The organism is Clostridium sp. CTA-17, from assembly GCF_054767895.1.
Genome location: NZ_BAAABF010000001.1, coordinates 254959 through 279811, shown reverse-complemented (window position 1 = coordinate 279811; position 24853 = coordinate 254959). Strand labels below are relative to the sequence as shown.

Genomic DNA, 24853 nt, shown 5'->3' with positions numbered 1-24853 from the left:
TATATAAATATCTATTTTGATAACATTAAATAAACAAAATATGGAACTCCTATTATAGAAACTATTATTCCTACTGGCATTTCCATTGGTGCAATTAAATTTCTTGCTATAGTATCTGACACTAATAATATTAAACTTCCAATAAGGGCTGCTACAGGAATTAATTTCTTATGCTTTGGCCCTATTAATTTTCTTGCTATATGAGGAGATACTAAACCTAAAAAACCTATGCTACCTGCAACTGATGTAGCTACCCCTGCTAATATAACTGCATATATAATTAGTTTTCTTCTTTCTTTTTCTACTTCAATCCCTATACCTGTGGCAACTTTGTCTCCTAAATTTAATCCATCTAAATATCTTGATTTATATATAGTTAAAGCCATAAATATAATTATAAATGGTAATATTGCTAATACATATTTCCAACTTGCTCCCCATATGCTTCCTGATATCCAAGCCATAACTCTATTAAATTCTTGAGTAGTAAATCTTAACTGAAATATTGTTAATAAGGATGTAAAAGCTATATTTATACCTATACCTATTAATAATAGTCTTGATGAATTTATTCCATTCTTCCATGCTAATATGTATATTAAAAATGCTCCAAATATAGCTCCACTTAAAGCTACTATAGGCATAGTAAAAATAGTTAAATTACTTACACCATCATATACATTTCCATTCATTATATATATATAAACTACAACAAATAAGGCCGCTCCTGAATTTATTCCAAGTATTCCTGAATCAGCTAAATCATTTTTAGTAACCCCTTGCAGGATTGTACCTGCAGTTGCTAAAGCTGTTCCTACTAATATTCCTATGACTATTCTAGGAAGTCTAAGCTTAAATATAGCTATTTCATTACTTTTTGTACCTTGTCCAATTAAAGTTTTAATAACTTCTCCTGGCTCTATTGAAAGTGAACCCATGTTTAAACTTATTAAGAAGGTAATAAAAATTAAACCTATTAAAATTCCCGTTACCCATATAAATTTATGGTTCTTTTTTATATTCATAAATTACTTACCTCCCTTTCTAACTAAGTATATAAACACTGGAACTCCTAATAAGGCAGTTAAAGATCCTATTGGTGTTTCATAAGGAGGGTTTATAATCCTTGCTAGTATATCACTATACACTAATAAAACAGCACCTAATATCATTGAACTAGGTATTATATATCTATAATCTGAACCTACTATTCCTTTGCATATTTGAGGAATTATTAATCCTACAAAGACAATATTACCAGCTACCGAAACAGAAGCACCTGTTAAACATATAACTATCATTATGGATATAAACCTTACAAGATTGGTTTTTTCTCCAAGTCCTATGGCTACTTCTTCTCCTAAACTCAAAATTGTTATTCTAGGTGACATAATCATGGCCCCAATAAATGCTATTCCTCCTATTAAAGCTAATAAAATTACCCCTTCCCATTTAGCACTTACTAATCCACCTGATACCCAGAAACTTAACTGTTGAGATAAATTAAAATACATTGATATTCCCATTGCTAAGGATATAAGTAAAGTTCCTAAGGCTGTCCCTGCAAGGGCTAACTTAACAGGATCAACTTTTCTAGATGCTCTAGAGCTTATAAAATATACTAAAAGACCACTTATACTTGCTCCTAAAAATGCAAAAATCATAAGAGCAAAGCTATTTATGACTAAATTAGGATATATTCTTTGTAAAACAAATGCTACAGATATCATAAATGTAGCTCCTTGAGTTATACCCATTACAGAAGGTTCTGCAATTGGATTTCTAGTTATTCCTTGCATAATGGCACCAGCTACTGCTAAAAATCCCCCTACTAAAGTTGCTGCAAGTGCTCTAGGTATTCTTACATCCCTAATTATATTAGTGTTTATATCTGCATCATTTGTAAAAATAGCATTTATTATCATAGAAAAATCAATTTCTTTCGCTCCTATAGATATAGATAAAATGATTCCACTAAGCAAAAATAATAAACCTATAGACATTAATCCATAAGCTAAGGTCTTTTTCTTTCGTATTTTCATAAGTTGTCCTCCTTAAAGTATCACCAAAAATTTCTATTTAAACTGAAATAGTAGGGCTGTATCCTTATACTTTGATACAGCCCCTACTAAAAATCTTAATTATTTTACAAGTTCATTTTTTATTGACTCTAATAAAAGTTCTCTTCCCATTGGGTTATAAGCTTGGCTAAAATATGGACTTACATCAAGTATTGTTACCTTTCCATTCTTAATAGCTCTCATTTCATTCCAAACACTATTTGACTCTAAATTAGCCTTATCTGACTCTGTTCCTAAAACTATAATATGATCTGCATCTATTTCAGTAAGTCCTTCAAGTGTAACTGTAGGTAATGTTATGCTATCTTGTTCTGGCATTTTACTTGGTTGAGGTAATCCCATGTCACTCTTTAAGATTGTTCCTATTCCCCCTTCAGTAAATACCATGAATTGTCCTGATGAAGCTAAAACAGATAAATAAGTTCCATCACCATTTGCTTTCTTTATTTCTTCTCCAACTTCTTTTGCTTTTTTATAATAATTATCTAACCAATTTTGTGCTTCCTCTTCTTGATCAAATAATTTTGCTACCTCTTTAAACTTAGCTTCCCAATCATTTGCATTATCATTAATTATAACTGTTGGAGCTATTTCTGCTAATTGATCATATATTTTTTCTTGTCTCGGTGACATTATTATTAAGTCTGGCTCTACTGATAATATCCCTTCTATATCAGCAGTATCCATCATAGAATGACCAACTATTTTTGTATCCTTTAACTTCTCAGCCATATATTCTGGTACTTGATCAGTTTTATATGAGTCTACATTTGCCGTAGCTACAGGAGTATGTCCTAATAAAACTAACTCTTCTGAACTTCCTGAAATGTCTACTATCTTTTTAGGATTAGCTGGTATCTCAACTTCTCCTTTTACAGATTGAACAATCCTTTTTTCATTACTAGTGTTGCCCTCTTCACTAGTTTTACTACTAGAACATCCTACAAACATTCCAACCGTAAGTGTTGCGATCCCTAAAATCGCTAATTTTTTAAGTCCTTTCATCTTTAGTCCTCCCAATTTCCTTATTTGACTATCCTAAACACCTGTTAACGATAATCATTTTCATATAAACATGATTTATTATATCATCAGATTCTGCCTAGTCAATATACTTATCAAAAATTTCACAACTCCAATTTTTACCTACATATTATTGTAATAGTTCCTTAACATTTAAATCATAATTATGTAAGTTATATATGAGATAATAAGATTAAGGATAAAATTTATATTAATTCAAAGAATAAACATAGGAAGTGATTATTTGCTAAAGAAGAAAATTTTAGTTGGAATATCTATTTTAATAGGGCTACTTATCCTAGTTTTCCTTATTTTTGAAGTTTTTTTAACATATAAAATGATGAATTTTAAAGATATAAATCAACTTAAGGATGTAGAATATGAAATAATTTTAGGTGCAGGATTATACGGAGACAAGCCAAGCCCAATTTTACAGGAAAGGTTGGAGGAAGGCTTGAAATACTTAGAATTACACCCTAATACTAAAGTAATAGTTTCAGGTGGACAAGGAAGTAACGAGCCAATACCAGAATCTGAGGCTATGAAAAATTTTCTTGTTAATAAAGGAATTAATCCTAATAGAATTATAGAAGAAGATAAATCTAAATCAACCTTTCAAAATTTAGAATTCAGTAAAAAAATTCTTGAAGAAAGGCATGCGGATAAAGATGAAGTATTAATAGTAACAAGTGATTTTCATTTATTTAGAGCTAAGGAAATCGCAGATTACCTTAATATTAAAAATGAAGGGCTTCCTTCAAAAACTCCTATATCTTTAAGAGTTCAATATATGGTTAGAGAGTTTCCTGCTATGATTAAATTACTTCTGCAAGAAGCTTTTCTAGATACAAAAGATATTGTTTAAAAAAATCAGCCAAATAAATATCAAGTACTCTTGATATTTATTTGGCTGATTTAAAACTTTCTATTTTCATATTTAATATATTTATTTCAGGACTATCACTATCTACTCTTTCAATTTTAGCTATAATATATTTTGCTTTTTCTATATCACCTCTTCTTATAGCCTTATCTGCTTTATTTGAAAAATCATCTATTATACATTTCTTACAAATTTCTATTTCTTTCTCACTATTTCTTTTTAAATCATTTGAGTCAACATCAATTTCACTAAAAACATCTATTGCTTCTGAGTACCTTTTTAACTTTTCTAATCTTAATCCCTGATCATAAAGTTCCTGTTGTTCTTTATGAAACTCTAAATTCTGTATTTTTTTGCATATTACCTGTGTCTTATTATTCATAAGTTTAGCCTTTTCTAATAGCACTTCAGCTGTCTCATATTCTTTATTTTCAATAGCCTTATTAGCATTTTCTATAATATTATTAAATCTTTCTTCTTTTAAATTTGTATAATGACTGGCTATTAACCATCCCCCTAATCCTAAACATATAATAACTGATAAAATTGCAATCAATTTCTTCATACAAATCTCCACCTTTAAAGATACAAAACCCATTTACATTTTGTTCACTATCATTATAGCATTATTGAAAACGTTTGTACACAAAGGAATATTCATTTATCTATTTGTATCTATTCATACTTTAAATCCACTAAATCCCCTTTTATTTCCTCCTTAAATGGAATTAAATATCAAAAATTGTATTTAACCCTTTACTTATATTCACAAAAAGTTTATATTAATATAGGATTAATTAACATTTTGTTCATTTAATGTGATAATACTTCATTATTATTTCTAAACTCACTGACTACTCAATAACTTTTAATTTAATAATAAAAAGCTATTTCATATTCAATATTTAATTATATTAAGGAGTTGAAAAAAATTGAATAAAACAAACAAATTTAAAAGCACGGTTTCAACATTAATTATGATTGCTTTATCATTTTTAATAATCTACTTGTTACATGATATTTCAAAAGCTATAGTTGGATTATTATGTGGAGGAAATTTAGAATTTAATCATGGAATTAAAATAGTAAATGCTAATTATGGCAATTTTTCTTATATCCTTAATCTTATACTAGGAATATCAATACCAGTATTATTCTTATTTGTACTAGTACTTATATTTAATAATTCACTAAGAAATGGCTTATATCATAAATTCACTCTTATATTTTTTATGTGTTCAGTATTAAGTATCTCAGTATGCTTAATTTTCTATCCATTAATATCATTATTTACTGATCTTGGATTACATACTGAACTAGATGAGTTACTAGAAGCAACCGGACTAAGTCCATTAGTTATATTATTACTATCCTTATTAATAACAACTTTATTAATAAAATTAGCTTCTAAGAAAAATTTATTTAAAAATATATAAAGTTCTAGATAAAAAAATTTTTAAACTAATTTTATTATCTAAACTCACCTAAAAAATATATAATTATTATTTTATTAAAGTATAAAAAAAGATTGCATTAAAAACTTTAAACCAAACTTATAATTATACCAAAAAATATTTAAAAGTTTTATAAAGTAAATTAATACAATCTTTTTTCCATTTATCTTTTCTTTTAACTGCTTCTAAAGCAAATATTAACTTTAGCTAGGCTCTTAAGTACTTCTTAATTATTAATATTAATCTTTTATCTTAATTACTTATTATTCTTTTTCTTTTCAAGCATTATGTTAAGTATAGTATCATCAACATTTTTAAAGCCATTTTGTATTAAGGTTTCTATACTTTCAATTGTTTCTTCTACATCCTTTGCTACTATTCCATCATTGGCTGTTGCTGATATGCCATTCATGGCTAAGTTGGCACATTGTATTGCAGCATTAGTTCCTGTGGCAATCTTTAAAGCACAGGTTTCCTTTGCTCCATCACATATCATACCTGAAAGATCTGAAATCATATTATTTATACAATAATTTATATTTTCTAAATCTCCTCCAAGAAGATAAGTTATTCCACAGGAAGCCCCTGTTGCCCCTGCTATTCCTGCTCCACACAAAGGCGAAAGTCTTCCCATGTGTTTTTTTATTCTTATTGTAACTAAATTACTTAAAACTAAAGCTCTTGCTAATTCCTCTTCAGACTTATCTAAAAGTCTAGCAGTTTGAGCTACTGGTATTGAACAAGCTATTCCCTGATTTCCACTTCCTGCAGTGGTCATTATAGGCATTGCACACCCATCCATTCTTGCATCTGAGGCTGCTGCTGAGGCTGCAATTATCTTATTAGATGCATCATTAGAAAATAAATTAAAATTACCCTTTTGAATTATTTTACTTCCAACTTGAAGGCCATAATCTCCTTTTAATCCTTCTTCTGACACCTTTTCATTCATTTTTGCACTTTCTAAAATAAATTTTATGTCATCAAAATCTGCCTCTTTAGCAAAGTTATATATATCTGCTATCTTAAATAATTTATAGTCTTCCTCTAAATCTTCACTTACCTCACTATTGTTATCCATTATTATTTCATCATCACATTCAATTAAGGTTACATTAGTATGAGTATCCTCTATAATAACTTTAGATTTTGAAGTTTCAGATAAAAGCTCTACCTCTATATAAAGAGCTTTATTGGTATTTTTTTGCTTTATATTTATTATATTTTTATCTACAATTTCTTTAGCTTTTTTAAGTTCATTCTCTGTAAAATTAGATAATATGGTTAACTTTTTATAGGATTTTTGAATTGAGATTCCTAAAGCTGCTGCTATTTCTATTCCAACTCCACCAGTCCCAGGTATTCCAACTCCTAAGGCATTTTTTATTACATTTTTACTTAAATAAATATTTACTTCTTTTATTTCTCCCTTTAAATGTTCTGCTGCTATAGATGCTGCGTAAGCTATTGCTATTGGCTCTGTACAGCCTTCTGATGGTACTACTTCCTTTTTTAATGTTTTTAAATATAACTCTCTCATTTTCTCACCTTCTTATAAATTCCTCTATATTTTTATTATAACACCATATCTTACTTTGTGTAATCATTTACAAGAAAATTCAAATTTATTTATTATAATGTTTTAATTACACTTTTAATTATTGCTTACAAAACACCTTAGAACTATAGTGATTTTATCCTTTCTAAGTATAAATAAAAAGAGTAAAAATTATAAAATATAATACATTCTAAAATTCTTACTCTTTTTTTAATTTATTAAATATTAAAGCTTTTTATAAACTTTAAATGCAAAGGGTTTTAAGTCTATATCTTCTTTTAAAAATTCAATTTTTTCTTCAAATAAATCATTAACCTTATTATTTTTAATCTCCTCAGGTAAATATATCTTTTCTTCATTCTCTGAATTGTTCATAATTATAAATATATTTTCCTTTGAATATATAAGTATATTTTCATCTCTATTAGCTCTTATCCAATTATTATCTAATAAATTTAATTCCTTATTTTCTTTTCTTATTTTTATTATTTGTTTCATAAACTTAAGCATATCTTTGTCTTGTTTATTTTCATCCCAAATCATACATCTTCTATGGAATTCCATACCCATTCCTTGATTTCCTTCCATACCAACTTCATCTCCATAATATATACATGGAGAGCCAGCTTGAGTAAACATAAACAGATAAGCTAGTTTCATCTTATCCTTATTTCCTCCAGCTACAGTTAATATTCTTGGAGTATCATGACTATCTAACAAGTTAAATATTGTTTCTCCTATTTGTCTTAAATAACTAACCTTATTAGCTTCTATCATATATTTAAAATCTTCTGGATTAGATTGATTTAAACAAAAATATTCTTTTACTGCATCTGTAACAGGATAATTCATAACTGCATCAAACTGATCTCCCATAAGCCATGGAAGTCCATCATGCCAAACTTCTCCTAATATATAAACACCTTTATTAGTACCCTTTACTAATTCCCTAAATTTTCTCCAAAATACATGGTCTACTTCATTACATACATCAAGTCTCCAACCATCTATATCCATTTCTTCAACCCAGAACTTAGCGACTTTTAATAAATATTCTACAACCTCTGGATTTTCAGTATTTAGTTTAGGCATTGTGGCTATTCTTCCAAAGGTTTCATAATTCAAATTATTTCCATCAACATTTTCTAAGCCATTTTCAAGTACTGGAAACTTCTTTATACAAAACCAATCCTTATATCTTGATTTTTCATTATTCTTTAATACATCTTGCCATTGAGGTGAAAAATAACCTATATGATTAAATACTGCATCTAACATTATTTTCATGCCTCTTTTGTGAGCTTCACTTACAAGTTTTTTAAAGACTTCATTTCCACCAAGGGCTGGATCTACTTTAAAATAATTTATAGTTTCATATCTATGATTTTCAGTAGCTTCAAATACAGGACAAAAATATAATCCATTAACTCCAAGATCACATAAGTAATCTAATTTATCTAAAACTCCCTGTAAATCTCCCCCCATGAAATTATCCTTAGTAGGCTCTGTTCCCCATGGCTTAACATTTTGTGGATCTATTGATTTATCTCCATTACAAAATCTATCTGGAAATATTTGATACCAAACAGTATCTTTTACCCATTGAGGTGTCTTAGCAACATCTATGGCATTTAAATATGGAAAACAATAAAAGTTTCCTATAGCACTTAATTTTGCTTCATCATACTTTCCATCTAACTCCTCTATTCTTTTTTCTGTGAATAAAAGAGTTTCCTCATCTCCATATAATATAAATCCATATCTTGAACGTTTGGTTAATGGTTTATACTCAACTATCCAGTGATCAAAGTATTTTGTTTCACATTCCTTTCTCATAGGATAACTTTTTCCACCTGTCCATAGTCCTCCAGTGGCATTCATATTTCCTCCATCACAACCACCTTCATCCCATATGTAAGGATCTCCAATTCTTATTTCCACTTTATTAACTTCACCTTTTTTAGTCTTAACTCTTAAATGCAAAGTTTCATTATCATATCCATAAGAATAATTGCTTTGAGCTATATGATGTATTGCCTCTCTTGTAATTTTACCCATAAATTTAACCCTCCATAATATTATAATCATAAATTGTTATAAACTATTTTGGTAACGGTACCAAAACAAATCAAAAAAATATTTATATGTATATCTTCTCTGTATGTAATTATAATCCCCTTTATGAAAACGTTCAATGTTTTTTAATATTTTTATTGTATAAGTCCCCAAAAAAGTTTTAAATTTTATATTTAAATGAAATTAAAAATTACTATAAGATTTTGTTTTAGGTAAGTGTTTAATTTAGATATATAATTACTATCTAAACCAAACACTACTTTAAATCATATCTTGTTTATAAGAATTCTTTTATACATTTTATATATTTAGCAGAATGAGAATCACTTCCTAAAACCATAGGTATTCCTTTCTCAATTGCCATTTCTAAAACTTCTCCTTCTATATAGAATTCATTACACTCTTTTTTTCTTAAACCTGCAATGTTAAAATCAAGCTCATATCCTTTTTCTTTTATAAGATCTAATATCTTCTCTATCTTTGGAATATATTTTTCATAATTATAAGGAAAGTCTTTATTAAATTTTCTTACTAGATTTAAATGACCTATTCTCTTTGGTTTGTATGGTCCCAAATCACTTTTTAATGCCATAATTAATGTATCGTAATATTTATTATATACTTCTTCTAAAGAACCTAAGTCATCTATGATTTTTTTAAATTCCTCTGCACTAAAATCAATACAATAGTATCCTTTATTTCCTTTTATCATATGAACTGATAAAATTCCATCGTTTAAATACTTACCATATTTATTTAAACGTAATTCTGTTTCAATTTCATAGCCTTCTATATAATCTACTTCTACTCCAACATTTACTTTTATCTTATCCTTATATTTTTCTTGTAAATCATGTCCCTCTTTTAAATAGGATTCCATTTCTTCTAAATTCATAGCACTATCTTTCAAAGGCGAAGGATCAATAAAATTTTCAGGAAGGGGTAGATGCTCAGTAAAAGTTATTTCATCTAATTTGCATTTTATAGCTTCATCAATATAATCTTCAATATTATCATCACTACCATGAGGGCAATATTTTGTATGAACATGACCATCTTTATTTTGAAAATTATATTCTCTAATCATATCATTAAAAAATCTATATCCTCCCTTTTCTCTATTTTTGACTTTATACATAGCCTTATCAGAATTCCTCATAAGTATATCTATCTTCTCTCCATCATCTGGAAATATCGTTATACCTATGGATGAGTCAATATTGCAAGTAATATCTCCTATTGTTATTTTTTCTCTTAAAGAAGTCTGAATATCCTTAACTACTTTTTCAACTTCTCTTCTATCATATATATCTTTTAATATTGTTGCGAACTCATCACCACCTATTCTTCCAAGAATATCACCTTTTCTTAAACATTTATATATTCTTTTAACTGCACAAACTAAAACTGTATCTCCTACCTCATGTCCATAATTGTCATTTATTTCTTTAAACCAATCTAAATCTATAAACAAAACTGCAAATTTTTTACCTAGCTTTTTACTTTCATTTATAGTATTTCTAAAAGATTTAAAAAACAATCTTATATTAGGAATATTAGTTAATTCATCATAATTAGCCATTCTGTCTAATTTTACTTCCATTTCTTTTCTCTTTGTGATATCCTCTCTTGAACCTACAATAAAAACACAATCATCTTCATCTAAAATAGGAAGTAACTTAGTTAAGAACACCTTTCTCTTTCCATTTAAAATCAAATCATCTTCGAATATAACTACTTTTTTAGCTTGTACACAATCTTTATAATAACTACAGAATCTTTTTCCAAGCTCTTCACCAAAAACCTGTTTTGGAGTCTTATTTATAATTTCTTCTCCTTTAAGTCCAAATTTCTCAAGATATGCGTTATTATTTCTCACATATCTAAAATTTCCGTCCTTAAGCATTTCAACTAAAAATAAAGCATCTTGAGTTCCATTAAAAACTATATAATATTGTTTTAATAAACCTTTTATATTCTTTATAGCTTCATATAAGGCATTTTTTCTTTTACAATTACCACATAAATTTTCTATTAACTTCAATTCATTTTCTATCTTAACATTTAAGATATCAATTTTTAATTCTCTATTTTCTTTGCCTTCTTTATAGTAAATTTCATCCACAGCCTTTTCTAAATAGTAGTTTTTCATATCTTACCCTCACTTGTGAAGTATATGATTTAACAATCATAACAAATATTAATTAATATTTTGATAAAAATTTTAACATTTTATCCATATACAGTATATAATATTAACCGAATAATTTCTATCTTATTAATTATAAAATGCTAAAATTATCCTAAATATTAATCTTAATACTATTTATTCCTATTATATATCCATTATAATACCATTTTCTTTTAACCATATTTTTTGTTCTTTATAATTTGGAATAATTTTTGAAACAAAATTCCAATAATTTTTTGAATGATCCTTATGAACCATATGGGTCATTTCATGGACAACTATATAATCAATTACCTCTAAAGGTGCCATTACACATCTCCAATTAAAAAGTAAATCATTATAATATGTACAGCTACCCCATCTTCTTTTTTGTTCTTTAACCTTTATGCTTCTTGGCTTCAAAGGATAAAATTTCAAATAATTCTCAACTCTTTCTTTAATTATTTTTAACCCTTCCTCCCTATACCATAATTCAATTGCTTTTATTAGTTTTTCCTTATTATATTCAGTCATATAAACAACTAATTCTTTTCCTATTATCTTAACAGAAGTCTTCTTTAAAAATGGACTAAACTTTATTTTTAATGTATATTCATTTCCTAAATACATAAATAAATCTCCATCTTTATAGTTTTTTTCAATTCTTTTCGAGTTGCGTTTATAAGCCTGATCTTTCTTTTCAATAATCCACTTTCCTTTTTCCCTAACCTGACTAATAATTACTTCCTCTGAAATACCAATAGGTGCTCTTACCTTTACCTCTCCCTCAGCTGAAATCTCTATGCTCATAGTTTTTCTTTTACTTAATATTAATTCAAAGTCTATAAAATTCTCTTCATATTGAAATTTTAATATCATAAAAAACCTCTCTGTAACTTTTAAATCTTTAGATAATATTAATTATACTAAATAGTGCTATTTTAATTTTATTTCTATATCAAAAATCATATAAATAAAAAATGCTTCACAAAATTGTGAAGCATTTTTTATATTTCTTTATTTTCTTCCATAATTCTTACTATACCAGCCATACAAAATACTATAGCTTCTGTCATTCCTAATGAAAAAGCTAAAGACATTCCTATGTTTATAATGTACTTTATAAATGAAGTATTTAAAACATCAGTATTAATTACATTTAAAGCAACTAATACCATGCCTAAAATAATTATTATACTTGTACCGTATTTAAACATTTTTGTGTAGATTCTACTAAAATACTTAAGTCCTTTAATTCTATCAGTAAAACTTTTAATCCAAGCTGTAAAAGTTAATCCTCGCTTCTTTAAATCCCATATATGGTATCCTAAAGCAAAAATTGTCCATAAAAGAGCAATTCCTGCTAATACTGACTCTTCTAACTCACTACTTGCTCTTCTTATCATAAGTATATAATCAATCATTACCAAAATAGTAATAATCTCAATCTTTAGTTTTCTCTCGTAACTCTTCATTCTCTCCTCCAAAACTTTTAAATCCTATATAAATATTATCAATTTAAAGTTTCTTTGTAAATAAGTTTTAAACTGTTGGCTATATATACTTTAATTTATCCTTTTTCACCCAACCATAAAGTTCTAAATTAAAACTTTCTTTCATAAAATAAAATAATATGCAATTTAAAGTTAATAATATAACTCTCTTATTTTACAATATACTATTAACTTAATCCTAACAAACCTTTTTTAAAACTCCCATTTTAAAACTTTTCAAATTATTTAATGTTTAAGGAAGTGACTATTACTATGGATTTATTGGTATTTTGTTCAGTAATTCTTTGTTATTGCATAATCCTATTAACTGTATCATGATATAAAAATAAATTTGTATAAATAAAATCATATTAATATTAAACTTTATAAAAACCTATAATAACTATAAATAAATCAAATAAGTGAATTTATTTTAGTCTAAACTAAAAAATGATATACTTTAGGAAAGATTCTTAAAGTGAGGTGAATATTTATGTTTACAATTAATAATTTCGCTTTTGATTCTATAAGAAAATTAGATGAATTAAAATTATATAACTGTTTAGATATAAGATCCTATAAGAAAAATAGAAAAGTGATTATAGAAAAACTTGAAAATACATTCAATGTATATGAAGATGGCTATGAAAAAAGAGAATTCCTTAATATTTCAAAAGAAGAGTTAAAAAAACTTTTAAGAAGCATAGAAAAAATTGAATTTCCTAGAAGTAATAAACTTAGAGTATATGTTTTAGAAACAAAAGATCAAAGTACTTGTAGAGCAAACTATAGGGATGAAAGTATTTCAGAAGATGAAGAAGAAAAGCTTTCTATCTTCATAGAAACATCTTATAGTTCATATGAAGCAATAAAAAACTTAATTGAAAGCAGTAATGATTTAATTGTAGAAGTAAACTTTGCTCAAAATGTAACCATAAAATCAAAAGTTTCAGCTGAAACATACTTAACTTTAAAAAACTACTTAAAAGATAGACAAGATACCCATATCTTTGCATATTAGTTTATATTATAAATTATTAAAATATGTAATAAAAAACTCCATCCTAAATATAAATAGGACGAAGTTAAAATTCCTCATTTCTACCTATCTCTTTAATTTTTTAATGCAGGTAGTAAAGTTTTCACAAATTCTAAATTATTAAAATCATGCTCTTTTATATAATTTAGTAAGTCAATTAAATAAGTTTTATGATGTTCTACTACCTTTGAGAAACACTGAATAAATCTTACTACTTCTTCTTTTGAAAGAGCTTTATTTAAGACCTCTTTATTTTTCTTATGATATATATACATACCAACTAAATAAAATCTCATAAATGTATATCTTATAATCAACATAATATAGCTATCAAATATTGATTCTCTCTCACAGAATGGGAATAAATTGCTATAAATAAAATTAACTATGTAATTTTCAAATATATAAGTATTTTCTTCTATAAATTCTTTTTCATATTCTTCAAAAGCCTTTATATACATTTGAGCATTTTTAGCTAAATAATTTTCTTCATCTAAATTAAGACCAATTTTAACTTCCTTTGAGTATTCCTTAAATCTATCACTATCTATATCTTTTTCTACCCTAAGCATAGTAAGTAATTTCTTAAAGAAATCAACCTGAATAACATAATTCATAGAATTTTCTTCATATGAATCTTCAACAGTATTTATATCATATTCCCTTATAAAATTTAAAGTATTATGGTAATTATATTCATACTCATCCTCTAAAGCATTTATAAATTCACCTAATATGTAAAGCCTTTTGTCTAATGAAAACTTTCTATTTTTCATTATCTTTATACTAGTCTCTCTAATTTCCTTAAGAAACTCTACTGGAAGATAAGACTCTTCACTTAGTTTAGTATTAACCTCACTTGATATTATGTGTTTCCCTAAGTTTTCATCACTTTCTGAGAACTCAATACCTTCCTTCTTAAGTAAAAGGATTCTTGCAGCCTCTGGACATGCTACAGCAAGAGACATTTCATAAATTTCATCAATTTTATTAGTTACTCTAGGAAATGATGTACAAACATTTGAAAGATACTCTTCTCCAAGATTAGAATGGATAACACAGTAGTTATCACACTTTAAAAATGGACATCTTTTACTTTCTCCTAGCTTCACTTTAGCAAAATCAATTTCTTCACATTGACACTTCTTATTTTTAATAAGATTACTTTCAAGTATATTCTTCATGCCACTATCACTTACACTTTCATATTGCTGAAAAGTAAACTTATCAATATCAACATCCCAGCCTATACAACAGCTATCTTCACATTCTCCCCCAATACACTTAAACTCTTTAAGATATATTGGATATCTCATTTTAATATTCTTCATTATATACTTCCCTCTTAGATAAAATAATTTAATTTACTTTATTATTTTATCACACCATATTATCCCATTGAAAATTTAAATTAAAGCTTTTTATATTAAAGACTCTTATAAGTAAATTTTCAAAATTAAATATAAAAATGAAATCTCCATAATAAGCACTTAGAATTTAATTAGTGTAAATTAATAAAATTCTTTAATTTTTTTAGTCATAATTTCTTTATTTTCTTTTAATTGAGGTATTCTATTTACATTTGCACCTGATGGATGTGGAAATCCCTTAAGTATTTGTCTCTCACTTATAAATTCCTCTTCTTTAAGCTTAAATAGCACTTCCTCAACTGCTTTTCCTAAGGGTATTAATAATATATTTTCAAAATCATCTAAGCTCTTAATTTCCTCAATAAAATTCTCATAAACATATTTCATTAAAAAATCACTTTTTATAAGTTTTGGAGTATGGCCTGTATAATTTGCTTTCTTAACAAAAACAGAGTAAGGAATTAAAGATACCGTATGTAATAGATAATCCTTTTCTCCAAAAAGTTCTCCACAATCATTTATTTTCAAAGCCTCATTAAGCTCTATCTCATTTAACATGCTAATTATATTTTTTCTTAAGGTTCCACTAAAACGTCCTGCCACCTTGCATTTATATTGAATTTCTTTAATATTATCTACAATCTCTAATTCCTTTCTTGCTGTAGCTATAGCTGTACTCATTTGATTAAAACCTGGAGTTATACCAATTATAAACACTTTAGCCTTAGGATTTATATATTCATTATGTGGAGCATAATAAATTTCAATATTCCCCTCTTTATCAACAAGAAAATCATCTATTAAAAGTTCTTCTTTTGTATATTTATCTTTTAAAGGTAGTTTTTTAATTGCTTCTTCATAATCGTATAAGGTCTTTTTCATATTAACATCTCCAAATAATATTCTTATAAAATAAATATAGTAATAATATAATCTCAATTCAACATATATTATTCTTTATTTTTATATAAAAATTCCTTAATCTTTTTAAGTACAAAAGTTTCTCTTTTCACCCATGGATTAATTTTCCCTTTTTGATTAAGTACGTTTTCATTCTCTCTAATTACCTCATCTAAAGAAATCCATACAGGAGTAAAACCTAGCTCTTCCTCATACTTATCTAAATGTTGTTCTCCTCTTTCTTCAATAACACTGCAAAGATAATAATGAGAGGTCATTTCAAAAATTGTACAACCCATTCTCCTTCTTCTATCTCTTTCAATTAAAACTCCAAATTTTTCTTTAACTTCATTTAATATGTATCCTGTTTCTTCTTGAACTTCTCTTCTTAAAGTTTCCTCTGGAGTCTCCCCTTTTTCAACTCCGCCACCTGGGAACTTATAATCTCCTGTATTAGATTTTACCATAAGTATTTTATCACCCTGTAAAATAATTGCCCTTATGGCAACTCTATAAAACACCTTTTCATCTTTTCCAAACTCTTTCATCCCTAGAACTTTATTAAAATACATATCTTCACCCCTTTAATGAAATTAATATATCCATAAATACAAAAAAGAAGGGAGTTTATTCCCTAAACTCCCCTAATAATCATCTGCATTTTAATATTATAATTTTATTTTACATCTAAATACTTTATATGTAAATCAAATTTCCTTAGTTTATCTCTTTATATCTCATATTTATGAATTATATAATTATCAAGAAGTCTTCTATTTAAATTTACTATTTTTTATGTTCTAATATTTAGCTTTAATTTAAAATTTCTTTGCAAGTGAAATAGCCTTTTCTATACCTTCTTCTACCTTTTTCTCAACATTTACGCCCATAACATCTAAATTATCTATGGCAATAGTTTCTATATCCTTAATTCCAAAGAAACCTAATATAGTTCTTAAATATCTATCTCCCATTTCATATGGTGAATTATCATATCCACCACCTCTAGATACTATATGTACTGCCTTTTTATTATTTAATAAACCAACTGGTCCTTCAGCAGTATATTTAAATGTTATTCCAGAAACACTTACATAATCAATATAAGCTTTTAGTATAGCTGGAAAGCTTAAATTCCACATAGGTGCTGCAATTATATATTTATCAGAATCAGCAAATTGATATGCATATTTTAATATTGAATTATTCTTACTTTCTTCATCTTTAGGTCCAAATAATTTTCCTAAATCATCAGCTCTTAAAAAATCTATATTCTCTTTATATAAATCTAATGTTATTATTTCATCCTCTGGATTATTTTTCTTATACTCTTCTACAAAACTATCAGATACTTTAAAAGTTCTTGATTCTCCCTCATTTTTTATATTTGCTTTAATATATAATACTTTACTCATTGTATTCACTCCTTCTAATTTATATATAAATTATTAAAAATTCTCTGTTCCAAACTTATTGTTTCTAAAATCCTCATATGCATCAAGTATTTCTCCTAGTGTATTCATAACAAATGGTCCATGTGAAACAACAGGCTCATTTATTGGTTCTCCACTAAGAACTAAAAATAGTGACTCTTCAGTAAAAGACTCTAGTAAAATCTCTCCGTCAACATTATCAAATATGATAAAATCTCCTTCTTTACATATTTTATTTTCATTTACTTTAGCTTCACCTTTTAATATAAGAATTGCAGTATTAAAATTCTTTGGTTCACTTAATGTAGTATTGCCATAATTCTTTAAATTTATATTATAAAGATTTATATTAGTAAAGGTATTAGCTGGCCCCTTTACCCCATTAACTTCTCCTGCAATTATACTTATTTCTCCTTTATCATTATCAAGTTTTAAAACTCCCATTTCTTCTTTTAATAAAGGTTGATATTTAGGTTCTATCATTTTTTTATCTTTATGTAGATTCACCCAAAGTTGAACCATATGAAAGATACCACCATTCTTACTAAATTCAGTTTCATGATATTCTTTATGCATAATACCTGATGCTGCAGTCATCCACTGAACATCCCCGGGTCCTATAATCCCATGATTTCCTTTATTATCATGATGCTCAACCTTTCCATCATAAGCAATTGTTACTGTTTCAAATCCACGATGAGGATGAGCTCCAACACCTAATCTAGTCTCTGAAGGCTTAAAATAATATGGTGCATTATAATCTAATAATAAAAATGGTGATAAACGCTCCATACTTTTTATTCCTGTTGGTATATACTGAGATACTCTAAATCCATCCCCAACCATATGTGGTTCTGGCGCTTTAAATATATTTTCTATAGTTCTGAATTTTTTCATTTACTTTGCCCCCTTCTTATCTAAAATAACATTTATCACTAATTAGTGATAAATACCTAAAAATTTTTTATTTTATATTGATGACTATACATTTTTAAATTTTTTTAATATATTCTTCAATGTTATTTTCTCTTCATCAGTTAAGACTTCAAAAATATTTTTAATATTATTAATATGACTAGGTAAAATATTTTCTATAACCTTTCTACCTTCATCTGTCAATGATATTATACAAGATCTCTTATCTTCTGGATCTGCATTTTTTTTCACTAGTCCATCCTTTTCTAGATTTTTTATAACAACTGTTATATTTCCTGATGTTGTTAAGATTTTTTCGATTATTTCACATATTCTCAAGTCACCTTTATTGTATAGAGCTTCTAAAACTCCAAATTGAGCTATGGTTAATCCACTTTCCTTGATTGTCTGAAATTCTTTTTTATGAATAGTATGCTCTGCTCTTGTAAAGACAACTAATGTTGATAATTCTAATTCATTTTCTTTAATTAAATCTTTTATCTTATCCATGCTTTAAATTTATCACTAATTAGTGATATTGTCAACATTAAATATAATTATTTAAATAAAAAAGCTATATCAAACCAAGTAAAGATTTGATATAGCTTTCTCTTATAATCCGCAGTCTATTTCTACTTCATTTTCAAAGTTATACTCTTCATTGCCAAATACTCCATTTAAGAAGTCTGGCATAAAGTATTTTTTACTCATTTTCTTTAATTGGTCTTTATCAACTATATTATGTCTATTTAAAATTTCTTTAGCTGATTTTATATTATTATTCATTGAAACTTGAATAGCTCTAGCCTCTTCTGAATCTAATTTTCCATTTCTATGATATAAAAACTCTCTTAAGCTTATTAAAGAATCTCTAAATTCTTCATTTAATTTTTCTATAGTTTCAATATCCTCTCTAGAAAGTTCTCCTTCCCCTATAACTTCCTTTGGCTCAGCATATAATTTATCTTCAATTAAGAAATAAACCTCTTCAGATGAATTCTCAAAAAGATTTCCTAATTCACTTATTTCATAAGATGAAATATTTTCTATATTATCTAAGTTAAACTTATTTTTAAATTCTTCTACAGTAAATTTCTTTATTCTTAATTCTTTCATATATGTATATCTCCTTTTTGAATATTTTAAATCACTAAATCAATATTCTAATCTCTTATTAAAAATAATAAGTTTATTATATCATTATTAATCTAAAATAAGTACTTCTATATATAATAATGCACAGCTTCTTATAATAAAAATTGTAAGAAGTTGTGCATTACTACTTGCTTTTACATAAATTAAAACGTTAAAAGCTTACTCTTTTATTTAACAAGAGTATGTTTACTTAGACTCTAATATTCTTGCAGAGTCATTTGTTAGTTTAGTTAAAAAATTATATTCCTCTTCTCCAAGTATTTCTTTATAACGATTATGTAATTTTAATCTGTATTTTTGTATATTCTCTTGTATTTTTTCTCCACTCTCAGTTAGATATATATGAGATAATTTCCCCTCTGATCTTCTTTCCACCAATCCATTTATAACTAATTTATCTATAAGTCTAGTTATTGTAGACGGCTTCAAATGAAGTTCCTCACATAATTCTTTTTGAGTTATTCCTGGTTTAAATTTTACACCGAGAAGTATATATACATATGTCGGAGACATTCCTAATGGTTTTAATTCATCTTCAGCTATTTTAGCTGCTATTTTTTTCAATCTGGTTGCAGTGAAAAACAAGCACTGGCAGAAATTTTCTTCAAGCATTATATCCTCAGTCCTAACCTCTTAAAATTTTGTCTATATATTATATTAAATATAAATTTTAAAATTTGCAACCAAATTAATTCCATTATTTTCAATTAAATGAAGTTTTATTATACTATTATTTTATAATTAAAATAATTATTTAATTATGTAGTTATAAAATATAAAAAGTTGATTTCTATAAAACATAAAAATCAACTTTTTAAAATAACTACATTTATTACATATTCTTATTTAATAAGTAATTGCTCTTTTGCATGAACAAAAGTAGTAAGTAAATCATTATATGGTGTATTTATATTAAACTCTTTACCTTTTCTTGATACATAACCATTTATATAATCTATTTCTGTAAGACGATGATTTTGTATTAAATCTTGATGCATTGATGGATAGTGAGCTCCAGCTTGACTTGGATCATATATTGCCTCTATGCCTCTTGCAACCTCTTCAACATCTAATTTTACTCCATATTCAGCTGCAATATCAGCAAATTCTTTTATGATATTACGTATAAGTTGTGGAGCTTCCTTTAATTCACCAAATTCTTTAATATTACAATCTAAAATTGTACATCCACTATTTAAAGTTCCATTTACGCAAGCTTTACGCCATATTGAAAATAATACATTTTCACTATAGTGAGCTTTTAATCCAGCATTACTTAATATATCACAAATTTCTTTTGCCTCTGCTTCCATACTTGGATCAATATTTTGAACTTCTAGGCTTCCGCTTCCTGTTAATACAACATGTCCTGGACCTTTTAACCCAGCTGTCCATAAAGTTACTCCCATAAGTATGTTTTTGTTATCAACATATTTTGCTACAGTTTCATTATGTCCTAATCCATTTAATAAACATAATACTTTTGTATTTTTTCCTAATATATCTTTTATAGATTCTAACATTGGTTCTAATCCCATAGATTTAGTAAATAATATTATTAACTCTGGAATTTCTTTAGCATCTTGAGGTAGCATTGCTGGTATCTTTACTTTTTTAATTTCTCCATTTTCCTCAACAGTTAATCCATCTTTGTTTATAGTATCTACATGATCCTTCCATGCATCTATTAGCATAACTTCATTTCCAGCTTCATGTAGCATATATCCATAACGTGAGCCCATTGCTCCTGCTCCAACAATTGCGATTTTCATTTCAATCAACTCTCCTCTTTTATCTTTTTTGTAAATTAAATATATTTAAAAATATTTTCATCATATAAATGTATAACTTTTCTACAGAACCATTCGATAATAAATGCTCCTACAAAAGGTATTACGAAGAATGCCATTATTACTCCAAATATAGCATTTGTAGCCCCAGGAGTGTTTATAGCCGCTAAAGGTCCAACTAATCCAACTATACCAAATCCTGCACTATTAGGTGTACCTAATATATTAAATAAATAAGCTCCTATTCCACTTAGGATCCCATTTGCTATTATTGGTACTGCTATTATTGGGTATTTTACTAGGTTTGGCATCATCATTTTCATAGCTCCTAATAATACTGATAAAGTAACCCCACTTTGATTTACTCTTCTTGATCCTACAACTAAAACTGCTGTACAAGCAGTAACTCCTATAGCAGCTGCTCCAGCTCCTAAGCCAGTTATTCCAATAGCTATACCTATTGCTACAGTTGAAATTGGTGAAATAATTAATATTGAGAATGAAACACTTATTAAAATACACATTAATAATGGCTGTAAAGTAGTAAAGTTATTCATTAAATCTCCGATTACTATAGTAATCTGTCTTACATAAGGTAACATAAACATTCCTATTATACCAACTCCAGCTCCAGCTATAATTGGTAATAATAATATAGTTAAAGATCCTAGTTTATTTCCTATTAATCTAATAACAAATACAGCTATACAAGAAACTAACATTATATTTATTAAGTCTCCAATACCAACCATTTGTACGCCAGCTTCAGTAACCTTAAATGCCCCTGAACCTAAAAATACTGCTGCTCCAACTATAACTGATTGCATAGCATTTAATTCAAACTGTAATCCTACTAAGACTCCCACAAGTACAGGTACTATAAACTGCATAATATTCACAGCATTATAAAAAGTAGCAAATATAGGTGAAACACCTATTAGTCCTTTAAATATTGATCCTAAAATTGCATTAGGAATTAACCCTACAACTATCCCTGTTGCAGTTCCTGCCAAAACTTTGTTTAAATAATCTTTTGGCGTTAACTTATCTTTTTTTGAAACATTCTTTTGTGTCATATCTCTCTTCTTCCTATTATAAAATTTTTTGTTAGTTAAAATCCATAACAATACAAAATTCATTAAATATTATTGCTCTAAAAAAATTTATTATTCCATAGCTTTGTTTATTTTTTATCATTTATATTTTTATAGATTTTCATCTTAAACTCTATTTTTTGAAAAATTACTAGTAATCTGCAAAAAGTTAATTGTTTTTATTACAAATTCATTATAAATCCCCTATCATTTGTATGTACAACTAACTTTGTGCTATCAATATATCACAATATAAATATAAATTGCAATATATTTAAGACACAAAAGTTAAAAATATAACAAATAAATGCACTAAATTAACACTTTAGAAACATTTATGGAATTTTATACATAAATATAGATTGTATATTAAGTTAAAAATTTAATTCTATAAAATATTTACTAATAAAAACTATCTATATAAACCTAACCCCTATTATGAAAAGAATATAAGTTATTAATAGATTCTACTATCTATTAGATACTTATAGTAAATAGTGATATAATAATATCTATAAACTAAGACTTTAAGAAAGACAGAGGTAGTTTCAACAATGGAAATATAATCTATTTTTCAAATTTTAATTACAACAAAAAAGTATTTATTTTTAGCTTTAAAAATGATTTGTTTTTAGCTTTTTTTGTTGTGTTTAACTTTATGGAGAGTAGATTATAGTGAGATAGGTATATTTTTGACTTTTTATGACTATATATACTCTCCTGTAATTTATAGGAGGGATTTTTTATGTCTTTAGCAAGATTAAGTAAAGTAAAAAAATATTATGGTGACAGATTAATTATAGATATAGATAAACTAGAAATTTTAGATGGAGATAGAATTGGATTAGTTGGGGTTAATGGTGCTGGTAAAACTACACTTATTAAATCTTTATTAGGTCAAATTCCTATTGATGAAGGAAATGTATATATAACTAAAAGCTTTGCTTATATAAGTCAAAGTGAAGATTCTAATGAAGAAACTTTAAATAATAATTTTAAGAATATATTCAATGCTCCTTTTGAATACCATGAGTTTTTATCTGGTGGGGAAAAGGTTAAATTTAAGATAGCTAAGGCTCTAAGTGAAAATAAACATTTAATTATTGCTGATGAGCCTACTGCGAATTTAGATGAACGCAGTATTGAAACTCTTGAAAACATGCTAAAAAACTATAATGGTTCATTACTTCTAGTATCACATGATAGAAGATTTCTAGATTCACTATGTAACACTATTATTGAAATTGAGGATGGAAAAATTAAAGCTTATAAAGGAAATTACTCTAAATATCTAGAGCTAAAAACTTTAGAGAGGCAAATAGCTGAAATTGAGTATAATTCTTATATAAATGAAAAAAAGCATCTTGAAAATGCTATCCTTAATAAGCGAAACTTAAAAGATAGTCTTAGAAAAACTCCTAAAAGAATGGGTAATTCTGAAGCTAGATTACACAAAATGGGGCCTCAAAGAGCAAAGAAAAATCTAGATAATAATATAAAGGCCTTAAGAAGTAGAATTGATCATCTTGACATTAAGGAAAAGCCTAAAACCATAAAAGAGATTAAAATTAGAGTTCAAGATAATTTAAAAATAGCTTCTAAAAATCTTATAGAAGCTAAAGATTTCACATTATTTGCAGGTAATAAGCTTCTACTTAAAGATATTAAATTTAAAATAAAGAATGGTAAGAAAGTAGCACTTATTGGTGATAATGGTTGTGGTAAAAGTACATTACTAAAAAATATTGTTTCAAAAGAAGAGAATATAAAAGTTTTAGATAATGTTGTTATAGGCTACTTTGATCAATCTCAAAAGATATTAAAAGATGATGAATCAATACTAAAAAATATTCTTAAAAATTGTTCTTATGATGAAAATTTCGTGAGAATAAATCTAGATGGTTTTGGTTTTAAAGGAGATGATGTATTTAAGAAAGTCTCATCATTAAGTGGTGGTGAAAAAGTAAAAGTAGCACTTTGTAAAATATTATTATCTGATAATAACTTGATAATATTGGATGAACCAACAAACTATCTTGATATAAAATCTATGGAATCTCTAGAGACTGCATTGATTAATTGTAATAAAACATTAATTGTAGTTTCTCATGATAGAAACTTTATTTCTAATGTATGCGATTATATTTTAGAAATAGATAACAATTTAATTCATGAATTTTCTGGTACCTATAATGAATATATAAAATTTAAGAAAAAACCTAAGTTAGATGATAAAGAAAGAGCTAATAAAGATAGTCTTCTTATCTTAGAAAACAGACTTTCTAATGTAATATCGCTCCTTTCAATAGAACCTGACAACAATAAAAAAAGTTTATTAGAAAATGAATATTATAATTTACTTAAAGAATTAAAAAACTTAAGAAAAAGATTAAGTTAAATCTAGAAAACTATGTAGAAA

Annotated in this window: 23 protein-coding genes; 4 read left to right on the top strand and 19 right to left on the bottom strand. The window is 26.6% G+C overall.

Annotated features, from left to right (window positions below; translation table 11 throughout):
* Window positions 1-11: 11 nt before the first annotated feature.
* The 3 genes from ACYUCG_RS01200 to ACYUCG_RS01190 form a co-directional block, all read right to left on the bottom strand.
* Complete coding sequence (locus ACYUCG_RS01200; RefSeq protein WP_415348941.1) at window positions 12-1025, bottom strand: FecCD family ABC transporter permease; 1014 nt, start codon at window positions 1023-1025, stop codon at window positions 12-14.
* 3 nt (window positions 1026-1028) lie between these two features.
* Window positions 1029-2042, bottom strand: coding sequence for a FecCD family ABC transporter permease (locus ACYUCG_RS01195; protein WP_415348940.1), 1014 nt, complete (start codon window positions 2040-2042; stop codon window positions 1029-1031).
* A 99-nt stretch (window positions 2043-2141) separates the two neighbouring features.
* Window positions 2142-3086, bottom strand: coding sequence for an iron-hydroxamate ABC transporter substrate-binding protein (locus ACYUCG_RS01190; protein WP_415348939.1), 945 nt, complete (start codon window positions 3084-3086; stop codon window positions 2142-2144).
* 262 nt (window positions 3087-3348) lie between these two features.
* On the opposite strand from ACYUCG_RS01190, the gene ACYUCG_RS01185 reads away from it, so the two are divergent.
* A complete protein-coding gene (locus tag ACYUCG_RS01185; protein WP_004458910.1) occupies window positions 3349-3969 on the top strand; it encodes a YdcF family protein in 621 nt (206 codons plus the stop codon).
* A gap of 37 nt (window positions 3970-4006) precedes the next feature.
* Here the strand turns inward: ACYUCG_RS01185 and ACYUCG_RS01180 are convergent, their stop codons facing one another.
* Window positions 4007-4552: a YdgA family protein gene (locus tag ACYUCG_RS01180; protein ID WP_240297830.1), complete on the bottom strand. Its 546-nt coding sequence runs from the start codon at window positions 4550-4552 to the stop codon at window positions 4007-4009.
* Between the two features lie 367 nt (window positions 4553-4919).
* On the opposite strand from ACYUCG_RS01180, the gene ACYUCG_RS01175 reads away from it, so the two are divergent.
* Window positions 4920-5423, top strand: coding sequence for a hypothetical protein (locus ACYUCG_RS01175; RefSeq protein ID WP_283704125.1), 504 nt, complete (start codon window positions 4920-4922; stop codon window positions 5421-5423).
* Between the two features lie 274 nt (window positions 5424-5697).
* Here the strand turns inward: ACYUCG_RS01175 and ACYUCG_RS01170 are convergent, their stop codons facing one another.
* The 5 genes from ACYUCG_RS01170 to ACYUCG_RS01150 form a co-directional block, all read right to left on the bottom strand.
* Window positions 5698-6981 (bottom strand): L-cysteine desulfidase family protein, encoded by a 1284-nt coding sequence (locus ACYUCG_RS01170; protein ID WP_460267895.1) that lies wholly within the window; start codon window positions 6979-6981, stop codon window positions 5698-5700.
* A gap of 243 nt (window positions 6982-7224) precedes the next feature.
* The gene (locus ACYUCG_RS01165) at window positions 7225-9057 is read right to left on the bottom strand and encodes a glycoside hydrolase family 13 protein (protein ID WP_460267894.1); all 1833 of its coding nucleotides are present in this window, start codon (window positions 9055-9057) and stop codon (window positions 7225-7227) included.
* 295 nt (window positions 9058-9352) lie between these two features.
* On the bottom strand, window positions 9353-11227 hold the full coding sequence (gene hisJ, locus ACYUCG_RS01160) for a histidinol-phosphatase HisJ (RefSeq protein ID WP_460267893.1): 1875 nt from the start codon (window positions 11225-11227) through the stop codon (window positions 9353-9355).
* A 183-nt stretch (window positions 11228-11410) separates the two neighbouring features.
* Complete coding sequence (locus tag ACYUCG_RS01155; protein ID WP_060796615.1) at window positions 11411-12124, bottom strand: M48 family metallopeptidase; 714 nt, start codon at window positions 12122-12124, stop codon at window positions 11411-11413.
* Between the two features lie 128 nt (window positions 12125-12252).
* Window positions 12253-12720: a hypothetical protein gene (locus ACYUCG_RS01150; protein WP_460267892.1), complete on the bottom strand. Its 468-nt coding sequence runs from the start codon at window positions 12718-12720 to the stop codon at window positions 12253-12255.
* Window positions 12721-13231: 511 nt separating this feature from the next.
* Here ACYUCG_RS01150 and ACYUCG_RS01145 point away from each other — a divergent pair.
* On the top strand, window positions 13232-13759 hold the full coding sequence (locus ACYUCG_RS01145; RefSeq protein WP_460267891.1) for a hypothetical protein: 528 nt from the start codon (window positions 13232-13234) through the stop codon (window positions 13757-13759).
* A gap of 92 nt (window positions 13760-13851) precedes the next feature.
* Here ACYUCG_RS01145 and fliB read toward each other — a convergent pair whose 3' ends face one another.
* From fliB to ACYUCG_RS01095, 10 genes are all read right to left on the bottom strand, one after another.
* The gene (fliB, locus tag ACYUCG_RS01140; protein ID WP_460267889.1) at window positions 13852-15108 is read right to left on the bottom strand and encodes a flagellin lysine-N-methylase; all 1257 of its coding nucleotides are present in this window, start codon (window positions 15106-15108) and stop codon (window positions 13852-13854) included.
* Between the two features lie 180 nt (window positions 15109-15288).
* Entirely contained in the window at window positions 15289-16029 is a 741-nt protein-coding gene (locus tag ACYUCG_RS01135; protein WP_415319304.1) for a hypothetical protein, read from the bottom strand.
* A 68-nt stretch (window positions 16030-16097) separates the two neighbouring features.
* Window positions 16098-16619, bottom strand: a complete 522-nt coding sequence (locus ACYUCG_RS01130) for an NUDIX hydrolase (RefSeq protein WP_460267887.1) — start codon at window positions 16617-16619, stop codon at window positions 16098-16100.
* Between the two features lie 246 nt (window positions 16620-16865).
* A complete protein-coding gene (locus tag ACYUCG_RS01125) occupies window positions 16866-17462 on the bottom strand; it encodes an FMN-dependent NADH-azoreductase (RefSeq protein ID WP_060796621.1) in 597 nt (198 codons plus the stop codon).
* A gap of 33 nt (window positions 17463-17495) precedes the next feature.
* The gene (locus tag ACYUCG_RS01120) at window positions 17496-18377 is read right to left on the bottom strand and encodes a pirin family protein (RefSeq protein ID WP_460267886.1); all 882 of its coding nucleotides are present in this window, start codon (window positions 18375-18377) and stop codon (window positions 17496-17498) included.
* Window positions 18378-18461: 84 nt separating this feature from the next.
* Window positions 18462-18905, bottom strand: coding sequence for a MarR family winged helix-turn-helix transcriptional regulator (locus ACYUCG_RS01115; protein ID WP_003480535.1), 444 nt, complete (start codon window positions 18903-18905; stop codon window positions 18462-18464).
* 102 nt (window positions 18906-19007) lie between these two features.
* Window positions 19008-19511 carry a hypothetical protein gene (locus ACYUCG_RS01110; protein ID WP_460267885.1) on the bottom strand — a complete coding sequence of 168 codons (504 nt, stop codon included), beginning with the start codon at window positions 19509-19511 and terminating at the stop codon, window positions 19008-19010.
* A gap of 225 nt (window positions 19512-19736) precedes the next feature.
* On the bottom strand, window positions 19737-20162 hold the full coding sequence (locus ACYUCG_RS01105) for a MarR family winged helix-turn-helix transcriptional regulator (RefSeq protein WP_060796624.1): 426 nt from the start codon (window positions 20160-20162) through the stop codon (window positions 19737-19739).
* 230 nt (window positions 20163-20392) lie between these two features.
* Window positions 20393-21322: a 2-dehydropantoate 2-reductase gene (locus ACYUCG_RS01100; RefSeq protein ID WP_315632102.1), complete on the bottom strand. Its 930-nt coding sequence runs from the start codon at window positions 21320-21322 to the stop codon at window positions 20393-20395.
* Between the two features lie 35 nt (window positions 21323-21357).
* Complete coding sequence (locus ACYUCG_RS01095; protein ID WP_240297813.1) at window positions 21358-22416, bottom strand: PTS transporter subunit IIC; 1059 nt, start codon at window positions 22414-22416, stop codon at window positions 21358-21360.
* A 763-nt stretch (window positions 22417-23179) separates the two neighbouring features.
* Between ACYUCG_RS01095 and cplR the strand changes: the two genes are divergently transcribed.
* Window positions 23180-24832: an ABC-F type ribosomal protection protein CplR gene (cplR, locus tag ACYUCG_RS01090; protein ID WP_283704114.1), complete on the top strand. Its 1653-nt coding sequence runs from the start codon at window positions 23180-23182 to the stop codon at window positions 24830-24832.
* The last annotated feature ends 21 nt before the right edge of the window (window positions 24833-24853 follow it).

Excerpts from the sequence above, each read along its gene's own strand:
- ACYUCG_RS01200 (WP_415348941.1), bottom strand. The coding sequence starts at position 1,025 with ATGAATATAAAAAAGAACCATAAATTTATATGGGTAACGGGAATTTTA.
- ACYUCG_RS01195 (WP_415348940.1), bottom strand. The coding sequence starts at position 2,042 with ATGAAAATACGAAAGAAAAAGACCTTAGCTTATGGATTAATGTCTATA.
- ACYUCG_RS01190 (WP_415348939.1), bottom strand. The coding sequence starts at position 3,086 with ATGAAAGGACTTAAAAAATTAGCGATTTTAGGGATCGCAACACTTACG.
- ACYUCG_RS01180 (WP_240297830.1), bottom strand. The coding sequence starts at position 4,552 with ATGAAGAAATTGATTGCAATTTTATCAGTTATTATATGTTTAGGATTA.
- ACYUCG_RS01170 (WP_460267895.1), bottom strand. The coding sequence starts at position 6,981 with ATGAGAGAGTTATATTTAAAAACATTAAAAAAGGAAGTAGTACCATCA.
- ACYUCG_RS01165 (WP_460267894.1), bottom strand. The coding sequence starts at position 9,057 with ATGGGTAAAATTACAAGAGAGGCAATACATCATATAGCTCAAAGCAAT.
- hisJ (WP_460267893.1), bottom strand. The coding sequence starts at position 11,227 with ATGAAAAACTACTATTTAGAAAAGGCTGTGGATGAAATTTACTATAAA.
- ACYUCG_RS01155 (WP_060796615.1), bottom strand. The coding sequence starts at position 12,124 with ATGATATTAAAATTTCAATATGAAGAGAATTTTATAGACTTTGAATTA.
- ACYUCG_RS01150 (WP_460267892.1), bottom strand. The coding sequence starts at position 12,720 with ATGAAGAGTTACGAGAGAAAACTAAAGATTGAGATTATTACTATTTTG.
- ACYUCG_RS01145 (WP_460267891.1), top strand. The coding sequence starts at position 13,232 with ATGTTTACAATTAATAATTTCGCTTTTGATTCTATAAGAAAATTAGAT.
- fliB (WP_460267889.1), bottom strand. The coding sequence starts at position 15,108 with ATGAAGAATATTAAAATGAGATATCCAATATATCTTAAAGAGTTTAAG.
- ACYUCG_RS01135 (WP_415319304.1), bottom strand. The coding sequence starts at position 16,029 with ATGAAAAAGACCTTATACGATTATGAAGAAGCAATTAAAAAACTACCT.
- ACYUCG_RS01130 (WP_460267887.1), bottom strand. The coding sequence starts at position 16,619 with ATGTATTTTAATAAAGTTCTAGGGATGAAAGAGTTTGGAAAAGATGAA.
- ACYUCG_RS01125 (WP_060796621.1), bottom strand. The coding sequence starts at position 17,462 with ATGAGTAAAGTATTATATATTAAAGCAAATATAAAAAATGAGGGAGAA.
- ACYUCG_RS01120 (WP_460267886.1), bottom strand. The coding sequence starts at position 18,377 with ATGAAAAAATTCAGAACTATAGAAAATATATTTAAAGCGCCAGAACCA.
- ACYUCG_RS01115 (WP_003480535.1), bottom strand. The coding sequence starts at position 18,905 with ATGGATAAGATAAAAGATTTAATTAAAGAAAATGAATTAGAATTATCA.
- ACYUCG_RS01110 (WP_460267885.1), bottom strand. The coding sequence starts at position 19,511 with ATGAAAGAATTAAGAATAAAGAAATTTACTGTAGAAGAATTTAAAAAT.
- ACYUCG_RS01105 (WP_060796624.1), bottom strand. The coding sequence starts at position 20,162 with ATGCTTGAAGAAAATTTCTGCCAGTGCTTGTTTTTCACTGCAACCAGA.
- ACYUCG_RS01100 (WP_315632102.1), bottom strand. The coding sequence starts at position 21,322 with ATGAAAATCGCAATTGTTGGAGCAGGAGCAATGGGCTCACGTTATGGA.
- ACYUCG_RS01095 (WP_240297813.1), bottom strand. The coding sequence starts at position 22,416 with ATGACACAAAAGAATGTTTCAAAAAAAGATAAGTTAACGCCAAAAGAT.
- cplR (WP_283704114.1), top strand. The coding sequence starts at position 23,180 with ATGTCTTTAGCAAGATTAAGTAAAGTAAAAAAATATTATGGTGACAGA.